This is a genomic window from Streptomyces sp. DSM 41931 (assembly GCF_050271085.1).
Taxonomy (GTDB): domain Bacteria; phylum Actinomycetota; class Actinomycetes; order Streptomycetales; family Streptomycetaceae; genus Streptomyces; species Streptomyces albogriseolus.
Genome location: NZ_CP189902.1, coordinates 6,740,196 through 6,761,022, shown reverse-complemented (window position 1 = coordinate 6,761,022; position 20,827 = coordinate 6,740,196). Strand labels below are relative to the sequence as shown.

At 74.1% G+C, this 20,827-nt stretch carries 22 protein-coding genes; 9 read left to right on the top strand and 13 right to left on the bottom strand.

Annotated features, from left to right (window positions below; all coding sequences use genetic code 11):
• Positions 1-15 precede the first annotated feature (15 nt).
• Genes ACP7TJ_RS30815 through ACP7TJ_RS30805 form a run of 3 tightly spaced genes read right to left on the bottom strand, consistent with a single transcriptional unit; the run spans position 16 to position 1,738 of the window.
• Positions 16-528 carry a roadblock/LC7 domain-containing protein gene (locus ACP7TJ_RS30815; protein ID WP_266403537.1) on the bottom strand — a complete coding sequence of 171 codons (513 nt, stop codon included), beginning with the start codon at positions 526-528 and terminating at the stop codon, positions 16-18.
• Positions 529-566: 38 nt separating this feature from the next.
• Positions 567-1,349, bottom strand: coding sequence for a hypothetical protein (locus ACP7TJ_RS30810; protein WP_093768720.1), 783 nt, complete (start codon positions 1,347-1,349; stop codon positions 567-569).
• Positions 1,346-1,738 (bottom strand): hypothetical protein, encoded by a 393-nt coding sequence (locus ACP7TJ_RS30805; RefSeq protein ID WP_019527252.1) that lies wholly within the window; start codon positions 1,736-1,738, stop codon positions 1,346-1,348. The genes ACP7TJ_RS30810 and ACP7TJ_RS30805 overlap by 4 nt, the downstream gene beginning before the upstream one ends.
• 326 nt (positions 1,739-2,064) lie before the next feature.
• On the opposite strand from ACP7TJ_RS30805, the gene ACP7TJ_RS30800 reads away from it, so the two are divergent.
• On the top strand, positions 2,065-3,228 hold the full coding sequence (locus tag ACP7TJ_RS30800) for a hypothetical protein (RefSeq protein ID WP_367489036.1): 1,164 nt from the start codon (positions 2,065-2,067) through the stop codon (positions 3,226-3,228).
• A gap of 98 nt (positions 3,229-3,326) precedes the next feature.
• Here ACP7TJ_RS30800 and ACP7TJ_RS30795 read toward each other — a convergent pair whose 3' ends face one another.
• Positions 3,327-4,733 carry a hypothetical protein gene (locus tag ACP7TJ_RS30795; protein WP_390920111.1) on the bottom strand — a complete coding sequence of 469 codons (1,407 nt, stop codon included), beginning with the start codon at positions 4,731-4,733 and terminating at the stop codon, positions 3,327-3,329.
• Between the two features lie 248 nt (positions 4,734-4,981).
• Between ACP7TJ_RS30795 and ACP7TJ_RS30790 the strand changes: the two genes are divergently transcribed.
• The 3 genes from ACP7TJ_RS30790 (at position 4,982) to tgmB (ending at position 6,617) form a co-directional block, all read left to right on the top strand.
• Entirely contained in the window at positions 4,982-5,305 is a 324-nt protein-coding gene (locus tag ACP7TJ_RS30790; protein ID WP_093769216.1) for a YkvA family protein, read from the top strand.
• A gap of 120 nt (positions 5,306-5,425) precedes the next feature.
• A complete protein-coding gene (gene tgmA / locus ACP7TJ_RS30785) occupies positions 5,426-5,617 on the top strand; it encodes a putative ATP-grasp-modified RiPP (protein ID WP_004935783.1) in 192 nt (63 codons plus the stop codon).
• Between the two features lie 16 nt (positions 5,618-5,633).
• On the top strand, positions 5,634-6,617 hold the full coding sequence (gene tgmB / locus ACP7TJ_RS30780) for an ATP-grasp ribosomal peptide maturase (protein ID WP_093769066.1): 984 nt from the start codon (positions 5,634-5,636) through the stop codon (positions 6,615-6,617).
• A 45-nt stretch (positions 6,618-6,662) separates the two neighbouring features.
• Here the strand turns inward: tgmB and ACP7TJ_RS30775 are convergent, their stop codons facing one another.
• Positions 6,663-6,881 carry a hypothetical protein gene (locus ACP7TJ_RS30775; protein WP_093544496.1) on the bottom strand — a complete coding sequence of 73 codons (219 nt, stop codon included), beginning with the start codon at positions 6,879-6,881 and terminating at the stop codon, positions 6,663-6,665.
• A gap of 93 nt (positions 6,882-6,974) precedes the next feature.
• Positions 6,975-7,448 (bottom strand): hypothetical protein, encoded by a 474-nt coding sequence (locus ACP7TJ_RS30770; protein ID WP_367494520.1) that lies wholly within the window; start codon positions 7,446-7,448, stop codon positions 6,975-6,977.
• 216 nt (positions 7,449-7,664) lie between these two features.
• On the opposite strand from ACP7TJ_RS30770, the gene ACP7TJ_RS30765 reads away from it, so the two are divergent.
• Positions 7,665-8,657 carry a GlxA family transcriptional regulator gene (locus ACP7TJ_RS30765; RefSeq protein WP_266551086.1) on the top strand — a complete coding sequence of 331 codons (993 nt, stop codon included), beginning with the start codon at positions 7,665-7,667 and terminating at the stop codon, positions 8,655-8,657.
• Here the strand turns inward: ACP7TJ_RS30765 and ACP7TJ_RS30760 are convergent.
• The 3 genes from ACP7TJ_RS30760 to ACP7TJ_RS30750 form a co-directional block, all read right to left on the bottom strand.
• Positions 8,613-8,870, bottom strand: a complete 258-nt coding sequence (locus ACP7TJ_RS30760) for a DUF5133 domain-containing protein (protein WP_189911310.1) — start codon at positions 8,868-8,870, stop codon at positions 8,613-8,615. The two genes, ACP7TJ_RS30765 and ACP7TJ_RS30760, sit on opposite strands and share 45 nt — an antisense overlap.
• 144 nt (positions 8,871-9,014) lie before the next feature.
• Positions 9,015-10,784: an ABC transporter ATP-binding protein gene (locus ACP7TJ_RS30755; protein WP_427766886.1), complete on the bottom strand. Its 1,770-nt coding sequence runs from the start codon at positions 10,782-10,784 to the stop codon at positions 9,015-9,017.
• A gap of 100 nt (positions 10,785-10,884) precedes the next feature.
• Entirely contained in the window at positions 10,885-11,742 is an 858-nt protein-coding gene (locus ACP7TJ_RS30750) for an aldo/keto reductase (RefSeq protein WP_427766883.1), read from the bottom strand.
• Positions 11,743-11,962: 220 nt separating this feature from the next.
• Between ACP7TJ_RS30750 and ACP7TJ_RS30745 the strand changes: the two genes are divergently transcribed.
• From ACP7TJ_RS30745 to ACP7TJ_RS30730, 4 genes are all read left to right on the top strand, one after another.
• Positions 11,963-12,376, top strand: coding sequence for a VOC family protein (locus ACP7TJ_RS30745; protein ID WP_093769071.1), 414 nt, complete (start codon positions 11,963-11,965; stop codon positions 12,374-12,376).
• Positions 12,377-12,506: 130 nt separating this feature from the next.
• The gene (locus tag ACP7TJ_RS30740; protein WP_387622162.1) at positions 12,507-13,397 is read left to right on the top strand and encodes a Gfo/Idh/MocA family protein; all 891 of its coding nucleotides are present in this window, start codon (positions 12,507-12,509) and stop codon (positions 13,395-13,397) included.
• A 329-nt stretch (positions 13,398-13,726) separates the two neighbouring features.
• Entirely contained in the window at positions 13,727-14,932 is a 1,206-nt protein-coding gene (locus tag ACP7TJ_RS30735; protein ID WP_093769073.1) for a glycoside hydrolase family 64 protein, read from the top strand.
• 203 nt (positions 14,933-15,135) lie between these two features.
• Complete coding sequence (locus ACP7TJ_RS30730; RefSeq protein ID WP_093769074.1) at positions 15,136-15,342, top strand: hypothetical protein; 207 nt, start codon at positions 15,136-15,138, stop codon at positions 15,340-15,342.
• Positions 15,343-15,449: 107 nt separating this feature from the next.
• Here the strand turns inward: ACP7TJ_RS30730 and ACP7TJ_RS30725 are convergent, their stop codons facing one another.
• The 4 genes from ACP7TJ_RS30725 to ACP7TJ_RS30710 all read right to left on the bottom strand — a co-directional run bounded on the left by ACP7TJ_RS30725 (position 15,450) and on the right by ACP7TJ_RS30710 (position 20,795).
• A complete protein-coding gene (locus ACP7TJ_RS30725; protein WP_167741554.1) occupies positions 15,450-15,932 on the bottom strand; it encodes a DUF5709 domain-containing protein in 483 nt (160 codons plus the stop codon).
• Positions 15,933-16,049: 117 nt separating this feature from the next.
• The gene (locus ACP7TJ_RS30720; RefSeq protein ID WP_093769076.1) at positions 16,050-17,543 is read right to left on the bottom strand and encodes a hypothetical protein; all 1,494 of its coding nucleotides are present in this window, start codon (positions 17,541-17,543) and stop codon (positions 16,050-16,052) included.
• Between the two features lie 160 nt (positions 17,544-17,703).
• Positions 17,704-20,061 (bottom strand): glycoside hydrolase family 65 protein, encoded by a 2,358-nt coding sequence (locus ACP7TJ_RS30715; RefSeq protein WP_427766876.1) that lies wholly within the window; start codon positions 20,059-20,061, stop codon positions 17,704-17,706.
• The gene (locus ACP7TJ_RS30710; protein WP_189911305.1) at positions 20,058-20,795 is read right to left on the bottom strand and encodes an HAD family hydrolase; all 738 of its coding nucleotides are present in this window, start codon (positions 20,793-20,795) and stop codon (positions 20,058-20,060) included. The genes ACP7TJ_RS30715 and ACP7TJ_RS30710 overlap by 4 nt, the downstream gene beginning before the upstream one ends.
• Positions 20,796-20,827: the final 32 nt, after the last annotated feature.

Here is a 20,827-nt window from a genome sequence, read left to right as displayed (position 1 = left end):
ATCGGTAGGTGTCGGTCAGCCGCCGGTGCGCGGCCGGTGGGCGGGGAGCTGCGGGGTCCGTACGGGCAGGGTGCCGATGGGCCGGGACCGGTCCGCCGGGTCCGGGGCGCCCTCGCGACCGGCGGGCCGGTCGGCGTGGCGTCCGCCGCCGGGACCGATGCGGGCGTCGACCAGGTCCGCGATCCGGGCGCCGCTGCGCCGGCCCTCCAGGTGGAGCCGGCCGACGTTGACCCGGTCGTCGGCGAGGAGGGTGAGCACGGCGGTGGTGCCGGCCGCGTAGGTGGCGATGTAGCCGTGGGCGCCGCGGACCAGGAGCTCGCGGAAGTCCCCGCGTCCGGCCGCGTCCGTCATCCGGTGGGCGACGCCGAGCGCGGCGGCGGTGAGCGCGGCGAGCCCCTCGGGTTCGGTGGCGGGCACGTCGTGGGCGAGGACGAGTCCGTCGACGGTGGCCGCGAGGGAGCCCGCCAGCCGCGGGACGCGGGTGCGGAGCCGACGCAGTTCGTCCAGCACGTCGGTCTCGACGGCCATGAGCAGTCTCCTTTCGGCACGCTGCCGGCGCGTGCGGATCACAGTGCCTCCAAGGCGTCCAGGAGCCGTCTCAGCAGCGCTGTGTCGGGCTCGTCCCAGTCGGCGCGGCCCGCGCCGGGGACGGGGTGGACGGGCGGGGCGGGCGCGGGGGGTGCGGGGGCGACCAGGCCGTCGGCGGCCAGCCGGCGCAGTTCCACGAGGGTGTGGAAGGTGCGGTGGGCGAGGGCCGAGGCGATCTGTGCCGCGGTGCGTCCGCCGTCGACCAGGGCGAGCGCGCGTCCCCTGCGGGGCGGCAGGACGGCCGGGTCGGCGTCGGGGGTCCGGGTGAGCGGCGCGGTGTCGACGGCCGGGTCGGGCCAGATGCGGTCCAGCAGGGCGCGGCGGCGGTACGACTCGCGCAGCACGGTCGCGACGGTCACGGGGCGGACCGCGCCGAGCCAGTGCGCGACGCCGGGGCGGAAGCGCAGGGCGGTGCCGTCGTGGGCGAGCGCGAAGTACGCGGCGTCGAACAGCGCGCCCAGGTGGGCCAGTTCGAGGGCGCCGGTGGTGAGGCGTCCGCTGTCGACGAGCTGGCGGCCGACCCGCTGCCGGGCGCCGGCCCGCTCGACCGCCTCCCACCAGCCGGCCGGGGCGAGGGCGCCGCTGCGGGTGAGCAGGTCGCCGAGGGCGGGGCTGTGGGCGGACTCGACGTGGACCACGTGTCCTGCGGCGAGGTAGAAGATCCCGGAGCGGGTGGTGAGCGCACCGGTGGCCCGGTCGGCGGCGAGGGTGTCCAGCAGTTCGGGGGCGGACCCGTCCGCGCGGGCGGGGGCAGCGGTCATCCGAGCACCATCCGGTCCGCCATCTCGGCCAGCCGGATGCGGGCCAGGGCGAGGTTGCCGTCGGCGCGGTCCAGCGACAGGAACAGGAAGACCGTGCTGTCGAAGGTGGTGACGACGAACCGCAGCAGGTGGAAGGCGTCCGCGGTGGTGAGGATCAGGTCCTCGACGGGCGGTTCCTTGCCCTGGCCGGCGTGTGCGGGGGCGAGGGCGCCGCTCTCCATCGCCAGCCGGGCCAGTTCGGCGGTCTCGGCAGCGGTCGCCTCCACGTCGCCGCCCGGCGCCTCCCCCACCGCGCCCAGGGCGAGCCCGCTGATCCAGTCGACCACCAGGGCGCCACGCGCCCCGGGCAGTCGCATGGCTTCCAACAGACTCTCGTCGATTCCGGGCACGCCGGATCCCCCTCCTCGCACGGCTGTACCGCGAACGTGACGTCGACGCTACGGTGTGTGCTCGACCGGGGTGAGAGCTTTGGCGTTTTCCGGTGGAATATGCGACAGGGGGGTCAGGACGCTGATAAGGTCCGCGCTTCTCACCCCCGGTACCGTGTGCGTGACGGTGTGCGTGGCACACACCCCGCACGGGTCATGCCGCGTGCGGCCCGGGGTGTCGTCCGTCCGGGCGGGCCGGGCGGCCGTACGGCGGAACCCGGCGTCCCGTCGTCCGGCGCGGGCGACGATACTGAGTGCAGCACGTGCCCCCGCTGACGACTGGACCCATGCCGATCTCTGCCACAGCCCGCCCCACCGTCCCTCCCACCGTCCGGACGACCCGCGGCCGCCACATCGGGGAGCGGGCCGACGAGACGCTCCGGCGCAGCCTTGCCGCCCTCAAGGACGCCGGGAGCATCGACGACTTCCTGGAGCTTCCGGCGGACGACACCAAGCCCGACCTGGTGTTCGAGTCCCGGGCTCGGTTCGGCGACGGCGTCACCGTCCGCGCCCGCCTGTCCCTCTCCCCCGCCAAGGGGAAGGGACCGGAGCGCGACTGGCTCCTGGTCGCCGAGGCGGAACGCCCCTGGGACCCCTCCTGGCCGTCCCCGGTCACGATGTTCTGGCCGCAGGAACCGGACGCCGCCTGGAACCACGACCCCGCGTCGGGGCTGCGCCCCGGCGCGATCAACCCGCTCCCGGAGGACGACAAGGACGTACGGCGCCGGCTGCGGGACTGCGCCCGTGACCCCTGGTACGTCCATGTCGTCGTCCACGAGGCGATGACCCCGGACGAGCGCGGGTACGTCCCGCTCGCCCACTGGCTGCCGCCGGGGCTGCGGCACCGGGTCGTCGAGCACCGGGCCACCCCGCAGCAGGCGCGGGTGACGAACTGGGCGCTGCGGGAGTTCGGCGTGGAGGTCCCCCGGGGCGGCGCGGCGGTGCTGCCCGGCCGCCCGGTCCCCGAGGGGTACGAACCGGACGCCTTCGCCGTGCGCGCGGTGTTCCTCGACGGCACGGAGCCCACGGACCTGGTGGACGCGGTGCTGCGTCACGACGCGCTGCCGAGGGAGCTGCCGGAGCGGGCCGAGGAGGCGCTGACGGCACTGCGCGAGGACTGGCACCTGCTCACCCTCGCCGAGGAACTGGAGCGGGAGCGGGCGCTGGTGGCGATGTACGCCGAGGCGCTGGACGCCATGACGAAGTCCCGCGATCTGTACCGCGAGGCCGCCGAACGCGCCCACGAGGCGCTGGCCGCCTACCGGGAGACGGGGATCGCCGCGCCCTCCCCGGCCGCTCAGCCTCCCCGGCCGCGGACCCCCGCCCCGCTCCAGCAGCTGACCCGCACGCTGGAGCGCCTGAAGCCGGGCGTGTCCCGCCGCGGACGGTCCTCCCAGGAGGAGACGGCCCCGGCGCCCGAGCCGGAGGCGGAGCCTTCGGACAAGCGGTGACCCTGGCGCCACGGCATGGCGCCGGGCGGTGGAAGGGGGCACGCCGTGGGTGACGCCGCGGGTGTCTCCCTGCCACCGCCGGTGACGGCTCGGTCCGGTCAGTCCGCGGCGTGGTGCGGTTCCGCCGGGGGCCACGGGGACCAGCGACTGCCCGGGGCCGGGGCGGCCACGCGGACCACCAGCGCCGCCAGGGCCAGCAGTGCCGCCGCGATCGCGGCCGAGGTGGCGAGCCAGTCCGGCGCGAGCGCCAGGTCGACCGCCCTCGGCAGGGCGGCGTCGGAGAACGAGCCGCCGTAGGCATGGGCCACGGCCGGCACCGTCGCCGCCACGACCCCCGCGGCGAGCACGACCACCGCGGGGCGCACGACGAGGATCAGCGCCAGCACCGCGCACAGCACGGACAGGCCGACGGCGAGGGCGTGCGCGTCGAGCGACACCCCGTCATGTCGCAGCGGGAAGTGGGTCACCGCGCAGACCGCGAGGGCCACGGCGGCCGGCCGGCTCGTCCAGATCGCCGACCGGGGCACGGGCCGTGAGGCGCGGGTGCGGGCGGCGGGGCGGGGACGGCGGACCGGCCGCTGCGTGCGGCGGGCGGCGGGGCGGCGCCCGATCCGCAGCGCGCCGCCGCGGGGCGCCGCGGCGCGCTGCGGTTCGGGCCGGGGGCTCGGCCGCGCCTCCCCCTGAAGGCCCGTCTCCCGCGCGGGCCGGGCCGCCTCCTCGGCGGCCGCCCGCAGAAGGTCCTCGGAGGGCCGGCGGGCGGCCAGACGGTCGATCAGTTCGACCAGTTCGTCGACGGACCGGCCGGTGGCCGCGGCGCGCAGGGCCTCCTCGCGGCAGTGCGGCGCGAGGGGCTCGTTGTGCAGGAGGGCGACGAGGAGGGTGACGTCCTCCACCGAGCGGTGGGCGGCGGCCGCCCGGATCGTCTCGTCCGCGCTGGCGGCGTCGCGGGGCGGGCGGGTCAGCAGGGCGACCAGCCGGGTGACGTCCTCCACGGACCGGTCGACGCCTGCGGCGCGCAGCGCGTCGACGACGGCGCCGGTGTGCTCGGGCGACCGTTCGAGCGCGGTGATGAGGTCGACCACCTCGTCGAGGGGACGGTCGGACACGGCGGCGTGCACCAGGTCGGTGACCGGATCGGCGTACACCCGCCCGGCCGCCCCGGCCGCCGCACCCGGCGGCCCGGCGGGGTCTCGCGCGTCACCGGGGCGGTGCGGCTCTCCCGGCTCCCTCGGGGCGTCCACGGGATCCACCAGGTCGACGGTCGCCACCGGGTCCCGCGGTCCTTCCGTGCCGACGGGTCCGCGCGGCCGGTCGACCGGGTCGCGTGGATGGTTGCCGCGCACGGGATCGCGGGAGTAGCCGGCGTCCGCCGTCCGGTGGTGCGCCCAGGCCGGTTCGGGCCGGTGCGCGCCGGTCGCGGCGCCCGTCGTGCCGGCGGGCGGGGCCGTGGCCGTGTCGACAGGTATGCCGGGTTCGTTGGAGGAGGACGAGGAGAAAGTGGTCATGATCGACTCCAGGGGACGACTGATGACCATTACTAGGCTCCCCCACCGCGTGCTGCCACTTGACTGAGCCGCAGGGATGACCTGCGACGATTCCGTGTTTCGGGTGGTGTTCGCGGGGCAGCGGTCGCGTGCGCGCGTGGCCGGTCCCCGCCGCCATACCGGGGCCCGGAGGGGGAATCCGTCTCCTCGAGGACTGTGTCGCGGGACGGGTCCGCGGCTCGCGGTCACCGGAAAGGAGGGCAGTGACCTTGGACACAACGACCGTGGTGTGGGGTGTCGCGGTTCTCGCCGCCCTGGTGCTGGCCGGCGCCGTGGCCGTGCTGGTGCGTCTGGTCCGCACACGGCGGGAGTTGCGGCGGGCGGGGCTGCCCACCGGTCCCCGCTGGGTGTTCTGGGGCGCGGTGCTCTATCTGGTGTTTCCGGCCGATCTGTTGCCCGATCCGGTGTACCTGGACGACATCGGCGTCCTGCTGCTCGCTCTGCGCACCATGCGTGGCTCCCTCGGCGCGGGGGCGTCCGGAGTGCCCGGAAGGCGGCCGGGCCGACAACCCGCCGATGATTACGCTCCGTGAGGAAACCAACCACCCGTTCGATTCGTATAAGTCTCTGGAAGCCAACGCAAGTCGGCGGACCAAGCGGCGGCGCACAGAAGGCCGTTGCCTGATCGGCGCAGCACCGACGAGGGAGAGACGATGCAACCGTTCGCGCTCAACTACGCCCGTCCGGCGGTGGAGTTGGCCGTTGCCACTCCGTATGCGTATGACTCCGGACTGCAGTTGAACGTCCTCGGTGACGGGCGGATCGCGGCCTGCGACCACGCCCTGTTGCGCGAGGTGGGGACGACCACGTCCACCGCGGGCTCCAAGACCCACTTCGACGACTGAACGCGGACCGTAGACCATGACCGTGCTGATCCTCACCTGCGAGGAGGATGTGACCGCCGACATGGTGGTGGTCCATCTCAACGGCGCAGGGGTGCCGGTGGTCCGACTCGACCCCGCCGACCTCACCGAAGGCGTCTCGCTGTCCGGCGAGTACGTCCACGGCCGGTTCCGCGGCCATCTGTCCGCCGGCGGACGGCTGGTGAGCATCGGCGGGCTGCGGTCGGTGTGGGTGCGCCGCCCCGGCCTGCCGGCCGGGCGCGCGCCGCAGCCGTCCGCCTGGCTGACGGAGGAGGCGTCGCAGGCCCTCTACGGCATGCTGCGCGGCTGCGACGCGCGGTGGATGAACCACCCGGACGCCGCACGGCAGGCCCGCCACAAGCCGTGGCAGCTGCGCCTGGCCCAGCGCTGCGGGCTGCCCGTGCCGGCGACGGTGATCACGACGTTCCCGCGCGCGGCGCGGGAGTTCGCGGAGCGGTTCCCGGATCTGGTGGTCAAGCCGGTGTCGGGGGCGCATCCGCAGGATCCGCCGCGGGCCGTGCCGACCAGCAGGGTGGCGCCGGACACGGACTTCTCGGCGGTGGCCTACGGGCCGACGCTGCTGCAGCGGCGGATCGCCAAGCGGGCGGACATCCGGCTCACCGTGGTGGGCGACGTGCTGCTGGCGGCGCGCAAGGCGACGGCGCCGGACGCCGACCCGCAGGTGGTGGACGTGCGGTTCGCCGCGCCCGGCCCGCCGTGGGAGCCCGCGGAGGTTGCGCCGCGCACCGCGGACGCCGTGCTCGACTACATGCGCCGGGCGCAACTGGCGTACGGGGCCTTCGACTTCGCCGAGGACGCGGACGGGACCTGGTGGTTCCTGGAGTGCAACCAGTCGGGGCAGTTCGGGTTCGTCGAGGTGGAGACGGAACAGCCGATCGCGCGGACCATCGCGGAGTGGCTGTCCCGGCCCGTCCCCGAGGAGCCCGCCGAGCCGGCCTCCACGATCACCACGGCGCGGTGAGCCCCGGCCACCGCGCCGGCGTGCCGGCCAGGAGGGGCGCGCGGGTCAGTGCGGCCGGGGACCTGGCAGCAGGGCGGCGCGCTGCCAGCCGTTGCCGGGGGCCTGCTGCGGCCGGTCGAGGCCGGAGCCGTAGCCGGGCGACTGCAGGGGCCGCATGACCGACTCCAGTTCCCTGTTCACGCGTTCGGCCTCGCGGCGGACCTGTGCGGGCACGTCGCCGCACTCCGCGATGAGTCGGTCGTAGATGGGGGAATCCTGGAACACCCGACAACGTGCCTTTCTGCTCGGCGTCCCCGGTGCGGGGCCGCGACTGCCGAGTGTATGCGGCCAACGGGGGTGAAGTGGGCGTTCCGGGCGTCAGGCGCCCGTCGTGGAGCCGGGCCGGACGATCATCAGCACGGTGACGGTCGCCCAGAGCAGGTTGAACACGCCGGTGAACATGGCGAGTTGGACGGTGCTGCGGTGATCGACGGGCCGCCGCCCGTTCACCTGCGCGACGAGTTCGTCCTGACGGGGGAGCACGAAAGCGATGAGCGTACCGGCGGCCACCGCGGTCAGGAAGACCGAGGTGATGAGCCAGGCGTCGCCGAGAACGCCCATCGCGAGGCCGGTGGCCAGGCCCAGCACCGGCACGAGCACGCCGAGTCCCGCGTAGACGCGGCAGATCCGGTGGAGCAGCTCCACGGTGCCGGCCGCGTGCGGGCCGGGGTCCGTCCCGTCCGCCGGGGCGGCGCGGCGGGCGGCCGGCGGGAACATGCTGGCGGCGACGGTCACCGGACCGACGGCGACGATGGCGGCCAGGACGTGGAGGGACAGGAGCAGCTTGGTCACCGGGGCTCTTTCCTTGACGTGAACGGCGTGAACGGCGTGATCGGTGTGATCGGCGTGATCGGCGGGATGCCGGGTTCACGCTAGGAGCCGTCGCGGCGGCCGGACAGCGGCTGGATCGACAGTTCCCCACGGATTCCCGCCAACCGTCGTGAGCAGGCATGCCGCACTCCGGACCTGGTGGGATCGGGTGGCGGGAAGCCGTCTAGGGTGGCGTTCATGCACTCCGTGGCGATCCTCGTCCTGGACGGTGTGGTGCCGTTCGACATGGCGGCCCCCATGCAGGTGTTCGACTTCACCCGGCTGCCCGACGGGCGGCATCCGTACCGCGTCCGGCTCTGCGCCGAGCGGCCGGAGGTGGCCGCGGACGGCGGCTTCGCGCTGCGCGTGGACCGTGGTCTCGAGGCACTGGCGGACGCCGATACGGTGATCGTGCCGGGGCGTGCCCCGAACTCCCCGCCGCCCTCCCCCGCGGTGCTCGCGGCGCTGCGGGAGGCGGCCGCGGCGGGCACCCGGATCGCGTCGGTGTGCGTGGGCGCCTTCGTGCTGGCGGAGGCGGGCCTGCTGGACGGGCTGCGCGCCACCACGCACTGGGTGGCCGCCGAGGAGTTCGCGCACGCGTACCCGCTGGTGGAGGTGGAGCCGGACGTCCTCTACGTGGACAACGGGCACATCCTCACCTCGGCCGGCGCCGCCGCCGCGCTGGACCTGTGCCTGCACATGATCCGCCGTGACTTCGGGTCGGCGGTGGCGGCGAACGCCGCGCGGATGTCGGTGATGCCGCTGGAACGCGAGGGCGGGCAGGCCCAGTTCATCGTGCACGAGCATCCGCCGGTGCCGCGCGGCTCGGACCTGGAACCGCTGCTGGAGTGGATCGAGGACAACCTGGCGCACGAGGTGACGCTCGCCGCGATGGCGGCGCGGGCCGGGATGAGCGAGCGCACCTTCAGCCGACGCTTCCGCGAGCAGACCGGCACCACGCCGCTGCAGTGGCTGCTGCGGGCCCGGGTGCGGCGCGCCCAGTACCTGCTGGAGAACAGCGACCACACGGTCGAACGGATCGCGCAGCAGGCGGGGTTCGGCTCCCCCACGGCGTTCCGCGAGCGGTTCCGCAAGGTGGTGGGCACGACTCCGTACGCCTATCGCAGGTCGTTCACGGGCGGGCGCTCAGACGGCCAGCGGCAGGCCGCTCTCCCCGTCCGCCTCGGATGACCGGCCACGGTCCGTCCGGGCCCGGGCGAGCAGGTCGTCGGCGCGCGCGACGGCGTCGTGGATGCCGGCCGTGCCCATCGTCACGCAGAGCCTGCGGGTGACCTCCTCCAGTTCCCCGGCCACCGCCGGTGTCTGCCGTTCCGCCTGCGCGATCCGCAGCGTCGCATACCGCGTCAGCAGCTGCCTGACGGTCTTCGGATCCGGTACGAGCACGTAGCGCCCCTCTCGTGTTTTCGGTGCGCCTGCCCGAAAAAGACGAAACCACGCACTTCCCACGCTCCGCTGATCGAAAATGACCGAAAACATTCGCTCTGCGACCGGACCGCCGGGGCGGACGGCCGTTCACGCGGCGCCCGTTCAGGCCACCTGGCCGCTGTGCAGCGCCGTGTACGCACCGCCCCGCCGCAGCAGTTCCTCGTGCGTGCCGACCTCCTGGACCGCCCCGTCGGCCATCACCACGATCCGGTCGGCCCCGCGCACCGTGGACAGCCGGTGCGCCACGACGAACGTGGTGCGCCCGCGCAGCAGCCGGGCGAGCGCCTCCTGCACCAGCGCCTCCGAGCGGGTGTCCAGCGCCGACGTCGCCTCGTCCAGCACCAGCACCTTGGGGTCCCGTATCAGGGCGCGGGCGATGGCCAGCCGCTGGCGCTGACCGCCCGACAGCCGCGCCCCGCGCTCCCCGACGAGGGTGTCCAGGCCCTGCGGCAGCCGCTCGACGAACTCCAGCGCGTTGGCGTCGCGCAGCGCGGCCCGCACCGTCTTCTCGTCCGCGTCGTCCATGCCGTAGGCGACGTTCTCCCGCACGGTGCCGTCGAACAGGATCGACTCCTGGGGCACCACGGACAGGAAGCGCCGGTAGGTGCGCAGGTCCAGGGTGTTCATGTCGGCGCCGTCGACCAGCAGCCGGCCGGAGGTGGGACGGATGAACCCGATGACGAGGTTGAGCACCGTGGACTTGCCCGCCCCGGACGCGCCGACCAGGGCGACGGTCTCGCCCGGCGCGACGTCGAGGGTGAAGTCCCGTACGGCGGGGCGGTCGTCGCCGTCGTAGGCGTGCCCGACGCCCTCGAAGGTCACCGCGCCGCGCAGCGCGGTGAGTTCGGCCTTGCCCTCGTTGTCCTCCAGCTCCGGCGCCTGCAGCACCTCGCCGACCGAGCGCACGGACTCCAGCCCCTTGGTGATGACCGGGGCCAGACCGGCCAGCGTGGTGGTGGAGTTGGTGAGGGTGGTCAGGAAGGCGCTGAGCATCACGACGTCGCCTGCGGTGACGCCCCAGACGTCGTAGTACGAGACGAGGGCGGCCCCGGCCAGCACCGTCACGCCGACCACGTTGAGGACCACCCAGGCCAGCGAGCCGAACCGCCCGTTGACCAGGTCGAGGCGCATCCCGGAGGTGAGCAGCCGGTCGAGGGTGCCGTGCATACGGCGCAGCGCCTTGCCCTCCAGGCCGTGGGCGCGGGTCACGGGGATCAGCCGGGTCATCTCGGTGACGCGGGACGACAGGGTCTCCACCTCGTGCCGGAAGTGCTCGTTGTGGGTGCGCAGCCGCGCCCTCAGCCGGGCGACGAGCAGGGCCGCGGCGGGTACCACGACGAGGAAGACGGGCAGGAACTCGGGGGTGCGCACACCGATGATGACCAGTCCGCCGGCCAGCACGGTGAGCGCGCCGAGCCCGGTCTCCGCGGTCTGCTGCACCATCTGCTCGACGGTCTCGACGTCGCGGACCACCTTGGCCTGGAGCACGCCCGCGCTGACCCGGGAGTGGTAGCCGATGGAGAGCTGCTGCATGCGCGTGCACAGCGCGGAGCGCAGGGCGGTGCCCATGCGGCGGACGCTGCCGTAGAGGAGACGGACGTACAGCACGTGCAGCGGGTAGTTGACCAGCAGGATGAACATGATGACGCCGGTGCTGGTCCACAGCCGGGAGACCGGCTGGTGCTGGACGACGGTGTCGATGATCGACGCGGTGATCAGCGGCAGCAGCCAGACGGGGCTGTGCTTGACGGTGAAGACGACGACGGCCGCGGCCAGGCGGCCGCGGTCCGCGCGGAACAGGTAGCCGAGCGTGCGCACCGGATGCTCGCCCCGGTAGCGGTGGTCGAGCGGTCTCGTCTGCGGCGATGCCATGGGCGGTGGTCCTCCCCCTGTGAAGCGCCGCCCGGGCGGATCGCGGCGCGCGAACGGCGCCCGGCGCCCCTCGTGGGTCGCCGGGCGCGGGAACGGCCGCTCAGGCCGCGTCGAGCTCCGCGATCTCCTCGGCGCTCAGTTCGAGGTCGGCGGCGCGCACGGAGTCCTGGACCGACTCGGGACGGCTCGCGCCCGGGATCGGCACGACGACCGGCGACTTGGCGAGCATCCAGGCGAGGCACACCTGGTGCGCGCTCACCCCGTGCGCCTGCGCCACGCGCGCGAACGGCGCGTAGGCGGAGCCGAGTTCACCGGCCCTGGAGATGCCGCCGAACGGGCTCCAGGGCAGGAAGGCGACACCCAGTTCGTCGCACAGCTCCAGCTCCGGCTCGCTGGAGCGGAAGGCGGGCGAGAACTGGTTCTGCACGGAGACGAGACGCCCGCCGAGGATCTCCTGGGCCTGACGGATCTGCTCGGGGTCGGCGTTGGAGACGCCCGCCATGCGGATCTTCCCCTCGTCGAGCAGGTCACGGAGGGCGCCGACGGACTCCGCGTACGGGACGCGGGGGTCGGGCCGGTGGAACTGGTAGAGGCCGATCGCCTCCACGCCCAGCCGGCGCAGGGACGCCTCGCAGGCCCGCTTCAGGTACTCCGGGCGCCCGTCGAGGGTCCAGCTGCCGTCGCCGGGGCGCAGATGCCCGCCCTTGGTGGCGACCAGGACGTCGCCGCCCCGCTCGTGGGTGGAGAGCGCCTTGGCGATCAGGCTCTCGTTGTGCCCCACCTCCCCGGCGTCCCGGTGGTAGGCGTCCGCGGTGTCGATCAGGGTGACGCCCGCGTCCAGGGCGGCGTGCAGGGTGGCCAGCGAACGGGACTCGTCGGGCCGCCCCTCGATCGACATGGGCATCCCGCCCAGTCCGATCGCGGACACCTCGACCTCACCGATACGACGCGTGTGCATGTGCGCGGAGCCCCTTCCGGCTGTCGTGCTGGCGATCGTGGAAAGCGCATACCAGCCTCGTCGCCGGGTGCCCGGAAATCCAACAGAGAAATCCGAACGGATTCATCGGCCCGGTCGCTGAATCACCCCCGCCCGCCCCGGCCCTGTTCGCCGCGCGCCCCTCCGCCCCCGGCGTTACGCTGCGCGAAACCGCCCCTTTGCCCCCTAGCAGGAGGTTTCGATGGCTCCGCTCCTCAACCCGTACCTCAACTTCGACGGGAACGCCCGGCAGGCGATGGAGTACTACAAGGAGGTCTTCGGCGGGGAGCTGAGCCTGCACACCTTCGGGGAGATCGGCGGCGCCGGGAAGGAGTACGCCGACAAGATCATGCACGGCATGCTCACCACCCCCGACGGCTTCACGCTCATGGGCTCGGACGGGCCTCCCGGCATGGAGCACACCTCTGGCAACAACTTCGCCGTGAGCCTCAGCGGCGAGGAGGAGGACACGCTGCGCGGCTTTTGGGACAAGCTGTCCGACGGAGGTCAGGTGTCCGTGCCGCTGGAACGGCAGATGTGGGGCGACGTCTTCGGGATGTGCACGGACCGTTTCGGCGTTCCGTGGATGGTCAACATCAGCCCGCGGGAGGGCTGAGGCAGCGCGGCCGGCCGGCGGTTGACACGGCGTTCCCGCGGGGATCATCGTGCAGGCCTGGCGCGCGCCGGCGGGGCGCGGCGCGGACAAGGGCCCGGCGGCGGACGGCGGCCCGGGGAGAGGCGGCGGCATGCGGATCGGACTGCTGGGCACCGGACCCTGGGCGCGGGCGGCGCACGCCCCCGCGCTGGGTGAACACCCCGGCCTGGACTTCGTCGGCGTGTGGGGCCGCAGGCCCGAGGCGGCCGGGGCGCTGGCCGCGGTGCACGGCGTCCGCGCGTACGAGGACGTCGACGCGCTGCTCGCCGACGTGGACGCGGTCGCCGTGGCGCTGCCGCCGGCCGTGCAGGCGGAGCTGGCGGTGCGAGCCGCGCGGGCGGGCCGCCATCTGCTGCTCGACAAGCCGCTCGCGACGACGGTCGCGCAGGGGCGCGCGCTCGTGGAGGCCGTCGACGCGGCGGGCGTGGCCTCCGTGGTCTTCTTCACCACCCGCTTCCAGCCTGAGCCGCAGACGTGGATCGAGGAACAGGCGCGCCTGGGCGGCTGGTTCACCGGGCGGGCGCAGTGGCTCGGCGCGGTGTTCACCTCCGAGGCCAACCCCTTCGCCGCCTCGCCCTGGCGGCGGGAGAAGGGCGCCCTGTGGGACGTCGGCCCGCACGCCCTGTCCGTGCTGCTGCCGGTGCTGGGCGAGCCGCGCCGCGTGACGGCGGCGGCGTACGGGCCCGGCGACACCGTGCATCTCGTCCTGGACCACGCGGGTGGGGCGTCGAGCAGTACGACCCTGAGTCTGACCGCTCCTCCGGCCGCGGCGGGCGCCATGGTGGAGCTGCGGGGCGCGTCCGGGGTGACCGCGCTGCCGGAGGCCCGGGGCGACGTCGTCCCGGCGCTCGGCCGGGCCGCGGACGCGCTGATCACCGCGGCCGCCTCCGGGGAACCGCACCCGTGCGACGCGAGGTTCGCCTTCACGGTCACCCGGATCCTCGCCACGGCGGAGACGCTGCTGCACAGCGGAACGCGCTGAGGTCCCCTTCCCCGGAGCATGAGCGGCCCGCGCCCGACACCCTGCGGAGTACGGCCGGTGCGCTGCGTGTCCGCTCCGCGTGGGCGGCTTAAACGATCCTTAAGGACCGGTTAAGCGATCGTGCGCGCTGTGCCGTTCAGTCAAGTAAGCGCAGGTCAAAGGGGGTTGGGGACAAGTCGGACCCGTTGGCGGGCGCGTCCCCCGGTCCCTACCATCGGTGCCGCGCACCGGTCCCGACGCACGGCCTGAGAGCGCTCTCACTCGCCTGCCGTGCCGGTCGGCCGGTGCGCCCCGACGCAACCCGCACGAGCACTCTGGAGACCCCCCACATGACTCCTCGGCACCAGCGCACCCTCGGCCGCCGCAAGCTGCTCCTCACCCTCGGCGGAGCCGCCGTGGCGCTGCCCGCGGCCGCGGCGCTCGCCCCCCACGCCCTCGCCGGCCAGTCCGGTGCGGGAGGCTCCGGCACCAAGGCGGCCGCCTCCCTGCCGCTGACGATCGTCAACAACAACGGTTCCTTCGACAACGCCTCCGTGCACGTGTACGTCGTGGGCAACGCCGACGGCCGCCAGGTCCGGCTCACCCCCGACGGCACGCTCGCCCCGATCGACCTGGCCGACAACGGCGCGGACGGCTTCACCGACTACGCGATCAGCCTCTCCGGCAACGAGACAACGCTGTCACTGCCGCACATGTCCGGCCGGATCTACGTCGCGCTCGGCGAGAAGCTGAAGTTCAAGGCCGTCACGGACGGCAACGGCGCGGCCGCGCTGCAGTACCCGGCCGGGTGGGTCTCCTCGGACCCCAACTTCGGCGTGCTGCACGACTGTGCGGAGTTCACCTACAACTCCGCCGGTCTGTTCTGCAACACCACCATGGTCGACATGTTCAGCGTGCCGCTGAGCATCCGCCTCACCGGCGCCGACGACCGGACCACGGGCACGGTCCGCCCGGGGGGCCGCGCGGCCGCGTTCGCCGCCGTCAAGGAGACCGAGGGCTTCTCCCGGCTGGTGGTGGACGACACCCGGATCATCGCGCCCGGCCACGGCCTGGACGCCGGGCTGTTCGCCGAGGACTACCTCGCCCCGTACATCGACGAGGTGTGGAGCACCTACACCGGCCGGGACCTGAAGGTCACCACCAACGCCGGCACCTTCACGGGGCGGGTGCGCGGGGACCGGTTCACCTTCGACGGGCCCGCACAGGTCGCGTTCGACAAGCCGTCCACCCGGGACGTGCTGTTCTGCGACGGCGCCCTGGCGGCGCCCAACGACGGCACCACGGGCCCGGTCGCCGCGGTCCTGGGCGCCGGCTTCAACCGCTCGACGCTGCTCAGCCACCCCGAGCAGCCGACCGCCGACCCCGCGCGGTTCTACCTGACCGAGCTGACCAACCACTACTCCAAGGCCATGCACGCGGCCACCGAGGACGGCAAGGCGTACGGGTTCGCCTTCGACGACGTGGCGGACTTCGCCTCGTACATCCAGGACACGGCGCCCACCGCCCTGCGGCTGACGCTCACGCCCTTCGAGTGAGCGCGGGGAGCAGGTTTCCCCGGGGCGGGGCACGGTACCCCGGCATGCACGGGGAGGCCCCCGCACCCGGAGGGCCCCGGGCGCTCCACCACGGGCGCCAGGGCGCTCCGGATGCACGGCGGGCCTTCGCGGTGAAGGCTGAGTACGGGACCCGGCGCCCGGCGCCGGGCCGTACCAGCGATCCGGACCCGAGGAGCCCGAAGATGTCGACGTCCCAGCCCGACGCGTCCCGGCAGAGCGAGGACCGCGCCACCCCGGACAGCCTGCTCCACACCCGCACCGGCAACGAGGTGTCGCCGGAAGACCTGGTTCTCGCCAGCGGCAAGGACCTCACCCCGCAGAACCTCGAGTGGGCCAGGCGGAAGCTGGCCGAGGAGGGTCCCTCCGCGATGGAGAAGATCCTTCCGTAGGTCACCGCACGGCCCGGTCCCCGCTCCCTCGGCAGCGGGACGCCGTCGGGCCCGGTGCACAGCGCGTGCACCGGGCCCGACGGCGTCGTGCGGGTCCTCGCGGCCGCCTAGGAGCGGTCGTCGGGCAGTTCCGTCTCGTCCTCCACGACGTGCATGGCGGCCTCCTCCGCGCCCGCCGCGCCGCCGTCGATGCCGACATCGTCGGCGACGGACTCCTTGGTGGTGTCCTCGTGCGCGCCCTCGTCCGGCGCGACCAGGCGTCCCGCGCGGGCGGCGCCCGCCTCCGGGTCGACCGGCTCGCCCTCGCCGCCCGGCAGGTCGCCGACCCCGTCGCCGGCCGCCGCGGAGGCGTCCGGCACCTCCTGGGCCAGCCGTTGGTCCAGGGTCTCCCCGTCGTGCTGCTCGGCGGCCGTGACGCCGTGCTTGGTGACGCCCACCGCCTTCTCCGGCGGTGAGTAGCCCTCGTCGAGCATGTCGTCGTAGTCCCGCTCGTCGAGGGCGTCCTGCATGTCGAGCGGGGCGCCATCCTCCTGCTGCTCGTTGGTCCCGGTGGGCTGGTAGACGTCGTCCCCCATCGGTTCGGAGCCCATGGCGTCCTCCCTGTCGCGCTGCGTCGGCTCGTGCCGTCTCGGATGTCCGATCCGCGTTTCCCGTCAGACGGTCTCTAACCCCGTGAGCCGCCCCACCTGCGGGAAAAGCCCCGGATCTCACTCCCGTGGCGTGTCCGGGGCGGGCGCGACGCGGATCTCGTAGTCCTCGACCCGGTGGACGGGCCAGGTCCGCGCGTAGGCGTTGGGCCTGCCGCCGACGCGGGTGATCTCGGCGACCGGGAGGCGTTCGGCGGTGCGCCGGATGTCCTCGGCCGTCATGTTCTCGTTGTTCCCCGCGGTCGCTCCGGAGGAGCAGCCCGTGTAGTAGCCGATGGGGATCGACTCGTGGCCGGTGATCAGGCAGGGCGGGCTGACGCCGAGCCGGTGCAGCCCTTCGGCGGTGCGGGCCCAGTCCTGGCGGCCGGCGGCGGAGCGGTCCACGGTGTGCACCAGCACGGTCAGCTGCACCGCCAGGTGGCCCGCGAGCCCCACGGCGACCACGCCTCGCAGGGCCGGCCGCCACCGCCCGCGCCCCGCCGTGACCAGGTGCCACAGGGCGTCGGCGACGGGGAGGGCGAGCAGCGCGTAGGCGGGCTGGAGGAAGCGCGGCGCCGCGTAGGCGATGGTGAACAGGTACGGCAGCGCGGCGGTGGCGGCGCAGGCCAGCGGCACGGCGGTGCGCAGGGCGCGGCCGGCGCGTACGGCGACGACGAGGCCGAGCACGGCGAGCAGCGGCAGCACGAACCACCACAGGGTGATCACCGGGTGGGGCATCTCGCCGGTGCAGGGGCGGCACAGGGCGCGTCCGCCCAGGCTGCGGAGCTGGTCGTCGACGGCCATGTGCAGGCCGAGTCCGCCCTGGATGCGGGACGCCTCGGCCAGCCGCTCGGAGAGGCCGCCGAACGACGCGTACGCCTCGATCACCCACGGCACCCCGCCGGCCAGCAGCCCGCCCACGACGGCCGCCGGCAGGCGGGGGCGCCGCCACACCGCCGCGAGGACGAGCAGCGGGATCGAGACCCACGCGGCGTCGGTGGGCCGCATCCACGCCATCAGCGCGGCCCCCGCGGCGACGGCCCACAGCGTGCCCGTGGAGGAGGGGTCCTGGCGGTGACGCACGAACGCCCCCACGGCGATCAGCGCGCCGACGGCCACCCAGTAGTTGGGCATCGCCTGGGGACCGTAGAAGAGGGTCACCCAGAGGGAGGCGAAGAAGGCGCCGGCGGTGACCAGGACGCGGGTGGGGAACAGGCCGCGCCAGGCGCGCAGGCCGAGGTACAGGCCCAGTCCGGAGAGCAGCGCGAGGTAGATCCGCAGCAGCACGGTGGAGTCGGACCAGGACGCGACGGGCGCGACCAGCAGGGAGACGCCCCGGGAGCGGGGGGCGCTGAAGAAGGCGGCCGGGTGGTGGGTGGTGACCTGGCTGGTGTAGACGATCTCGTCCCAGCCCAGGCCCAGGGTAGGCCGGACGAGGGCCAGCTGGGCCAGGGTGAAGACGCCGGCGAGCACCGCGAGCGGCCACGCGTCGTGGGCGGTCCTGGGGCCGGCCGGCCGTGAGCGTTCCTCGTCCCGCCGGGTGACGGTCGGCGGGGCGCCGGCGCCGTGGGTCATCGTCCGTCCTTCGCTGCCGCCGGTCTGGAGTGCCGTCCCCCAAGGGCCACAGGGGACCCGCGTCTTGAGCAAGACGGATCCGGGGGAATCATGGCCAAAGCTAACCCGGACCGGTCGGCGGCGCAGGCGGTACACGGCCGAAACTCGCCCGAGCCCCCCGTCACCGCGGGCGGGGGCGGCGGTGCGGGGGCTGTTCGGGCGACCGCCGGGGGGCGGGCACCGGCACCGGCCCCTCCGCCGGGGCTCCCACGCCGACGGTCAGCTCCTTGCCGTGGTGACGGAGGGTCAGCGGGGGTCCTGAGCGCAGCCGGTACGTGGTGCGGCCGGCGGTGATCTCCACGTGCAGGCACCGGTCGCGGTGGCCCAGGGTGAAGGCGATCCGGCGCAGTCCGGGCGGCAGCCGGGGGGCGAAACGGAGGCCGTCGTCGTCCCAGCGCATGCCGCCGAATCCGGCGACCAGCGCGGTCCACGCCCCGGCCAGGGAGGCGATGTGGAGTCCGTCGCGGGTGTTGTGCTCCAGGTCCGCGAGGTCCATCAGCGCGGCCTCGGCGGTGTACGCGTACGCCAGCTCGAGGTGTCCGGTGCGGGCGGCCATCACGGCCTGGACGCAGGCGGAGAGGGAGGAGTCGCGGACGGTCAGCGGCTCGTAGTAGGCGAAGTTGCGGGCGATCTGCTCCTCGTCGTGGCACTCCTCGAACCAGTCGGCGCGGGTGTGCATCGCGAGCACCAGATCGGCCTGTTTGATCACCTGTTTGCGGTACAGGTCGAAGTACGGGAAGTTCAGCATCAGCGGGTACTGGTCGGCGCGGGTGGAGGCGAAGTCCCACCGCTGGTGGCGGGTGAACCCCGCGTGCTGCTCGTGCACGCCGAGTGCGTCGTCGTACGGCAGGTGCACCGCCTCGGCGGCGTCCCGCCAGCCCGCGCTCTCCTCCTCGTCGACGTCCAGGGCGGCCGCCCGGTCGGGGTGACGCTTGCACACGTCGGCGGCGGCCAGCAGGTTCGCCCGGGCCATGAGGTTGGTGTACGTGTTGTCGTCGGCGACGGCGCTGTACTCGTCCGGACCTGTGACCCCGTCGATGTGGAAGACCCCCCGGTCGTCGTGGTGGCCAAGGGAACGCCACAGCCGGGCGGTCTCCACCAGCAGTTCCACGCCCGTGTCGCGCTCGAAGCGCTCGTCGCCGGTGGCCTGGACGTACCGCACCACGGCGTCGGCGATGCCCGCGTTCACATGGAAGGCGGCGGTGCCGGCCGGCCAGTACGCGGAGCCCTCCGGGCCCTCGATGGTGCGCCAGGGGAACGCGGCGCCGCGCAGGCCGAGCTGGGCGGCCCGCTCCCGGGCGGCGGGCAGGATGCTCTGCCGCCAGCGCAGCGCCTCGGCGGCGGCCTGCGGCACCGTGCAGATCAGCAGGGGCAGCACGAACACCTCGGTGTCCCAGAAGGCGTGCCCGTCGTAGCCGGAGCCGGTGAGGCCCTTGGCGGGTATCGCGCGCCGCTCGGCGCGGGCGCCCGCCTGAAGGACGTGGAAGAGGGCGAAGCGCACGGCCTGCTGGATCTCCTCGTCGCCGTCGACCTCCACGTCGGCGCGGCTCCAGAACGCGTCCAGGTAGTCGCGCTGTTCGTCGAGGAGGCCCTGCCAGCCGCTGTGCGCGGCGGCCGCCAGCGCCGCCTCCACCTGGTCGCTCATCGCGGGCCGGGAGCGGGCGCCGGACCAGCCGTGGGCGACGAACTTCTCCACCCGCAGCCGCTCGCCCGGCTCCAGGACGGAGGTGACCGTCAGCCGGGCCGTGTCGACGTCGCTCTCGCAGGCGGTGACGGTCCGTCCGGGCCCGTCGACGACGTGGTCGGCGGCGACGGCGACCCGCAGGCCGCTGCGCCGGGTGCGGTGCACCAGCCGCAGCCGGCCGCCCTGGGCGAAGTCCTCCTCGTGCTCCAGCGGGGAGCGCAGCGCGCTCGCGGCGCGCGGGTCGCCGTCGGATCCGGGCAGGGACTCGTTGGCGACGAGTTCGGACTGCACCACCACCCGGGTGCGGCTCTCGACGGGCTCCACCTCGTACGCGACGGCGGCGACGGCCCGCTGGGTGAGGGACACCAGCCGGGTGGAGCGCACCCGGACGGTGGAACCGGCCGGCGAGGTCCACTCGCAGACCCGTTCCAGGACGCCGCGGCGCAGGTCGAGGGTGCGTTCGTGGTGGACGAGCCGCCCGTGGCGCAGATCGAACGGCTCGTCGTCGACGAGGAGCCGGATCACCTTGCCGTTGGTGACGTCGATGACGGTCTGCCCGGACTCGGGGTAGCCGTAGCCGGCCTCGGCGTAAGGCAGCGGGTGCCGTTCGTGGACGCCGTTGAGGTAGGAGCCGGGCAGGCCGTGCGGTTCGCCCTCGTCGAGGTTGCCGCGCCAGCCGACGTGGCCGTTGGACAGCGCGAACACCGACTCGCTCTGCGGCAGCCGCTCCAGGTCCAGGCCGCGTTCGCGCACCGTCCAGGGGTCGATGTCGTACCAGCGGCGCGGGGCGGTCACGCGTCACCCCCGAGCTCGGACAGGTCGCCGACGACCCGGTCGGCGCCGTGCGCGTACAGGGCGTCGGCCTGTCCGACGCGGTCCACGCCGACGACGTAGCCGAACCGTCCGGCGCGCCCGGCGTCCATGCCGGCCAGCGCGTCCTCGAACACCGCGGCCCGCGCGGGCCGAACACCCAGCTCGCGGGCGGCGGCGAGGAAGGTGTCGGGCGCGGGCTTCCCCGGCAGGCCCCGCTCGGCGGCGACCACTCCGTCGATCCGCGCGTCGAAGAGGTCCTCGGCGTCGATGGAACGCAGCACGTCACGGCAGTTGGCGCTGGAGGAGACGATCGCGGTGCGCAGGCCGTGCGCGCGGACGGCGCGCAGATAGCGCAGGGTGCTGTCGTAGGGCTCGACGCCGTCGGTGCGGATCTTCGTGAGCAGCAGCTCGTTCTTGCGGTTGCCCAGCCCGTGCACGGTGGCCGCGGCCGGCGGGTCGTCAGGGCCGCCCTCGGGCAGCTCGATGCCCCGGGACCGGAGGAAGGTGCGCACCCCGTCGGCACGCGGCCTGCCGTCCACGTAGGTGTCGTAGTCGGCGGCGGTGAAGGGCGCGAAGCCCTCGCCGTCCCGCTCGCGCAGGAAGGCGTCGAACATCTCCTTCCACGCGGCGGAATGCACCACGGCCGTGTTGGTCACGACGCCGTCGAGGTCGAAGAGGCACGCCTCGATGTCTTCGGGCAGACCCAGATCTGTCATACCGTCACCGTTCCCCGTGCGGGCCGGGACAG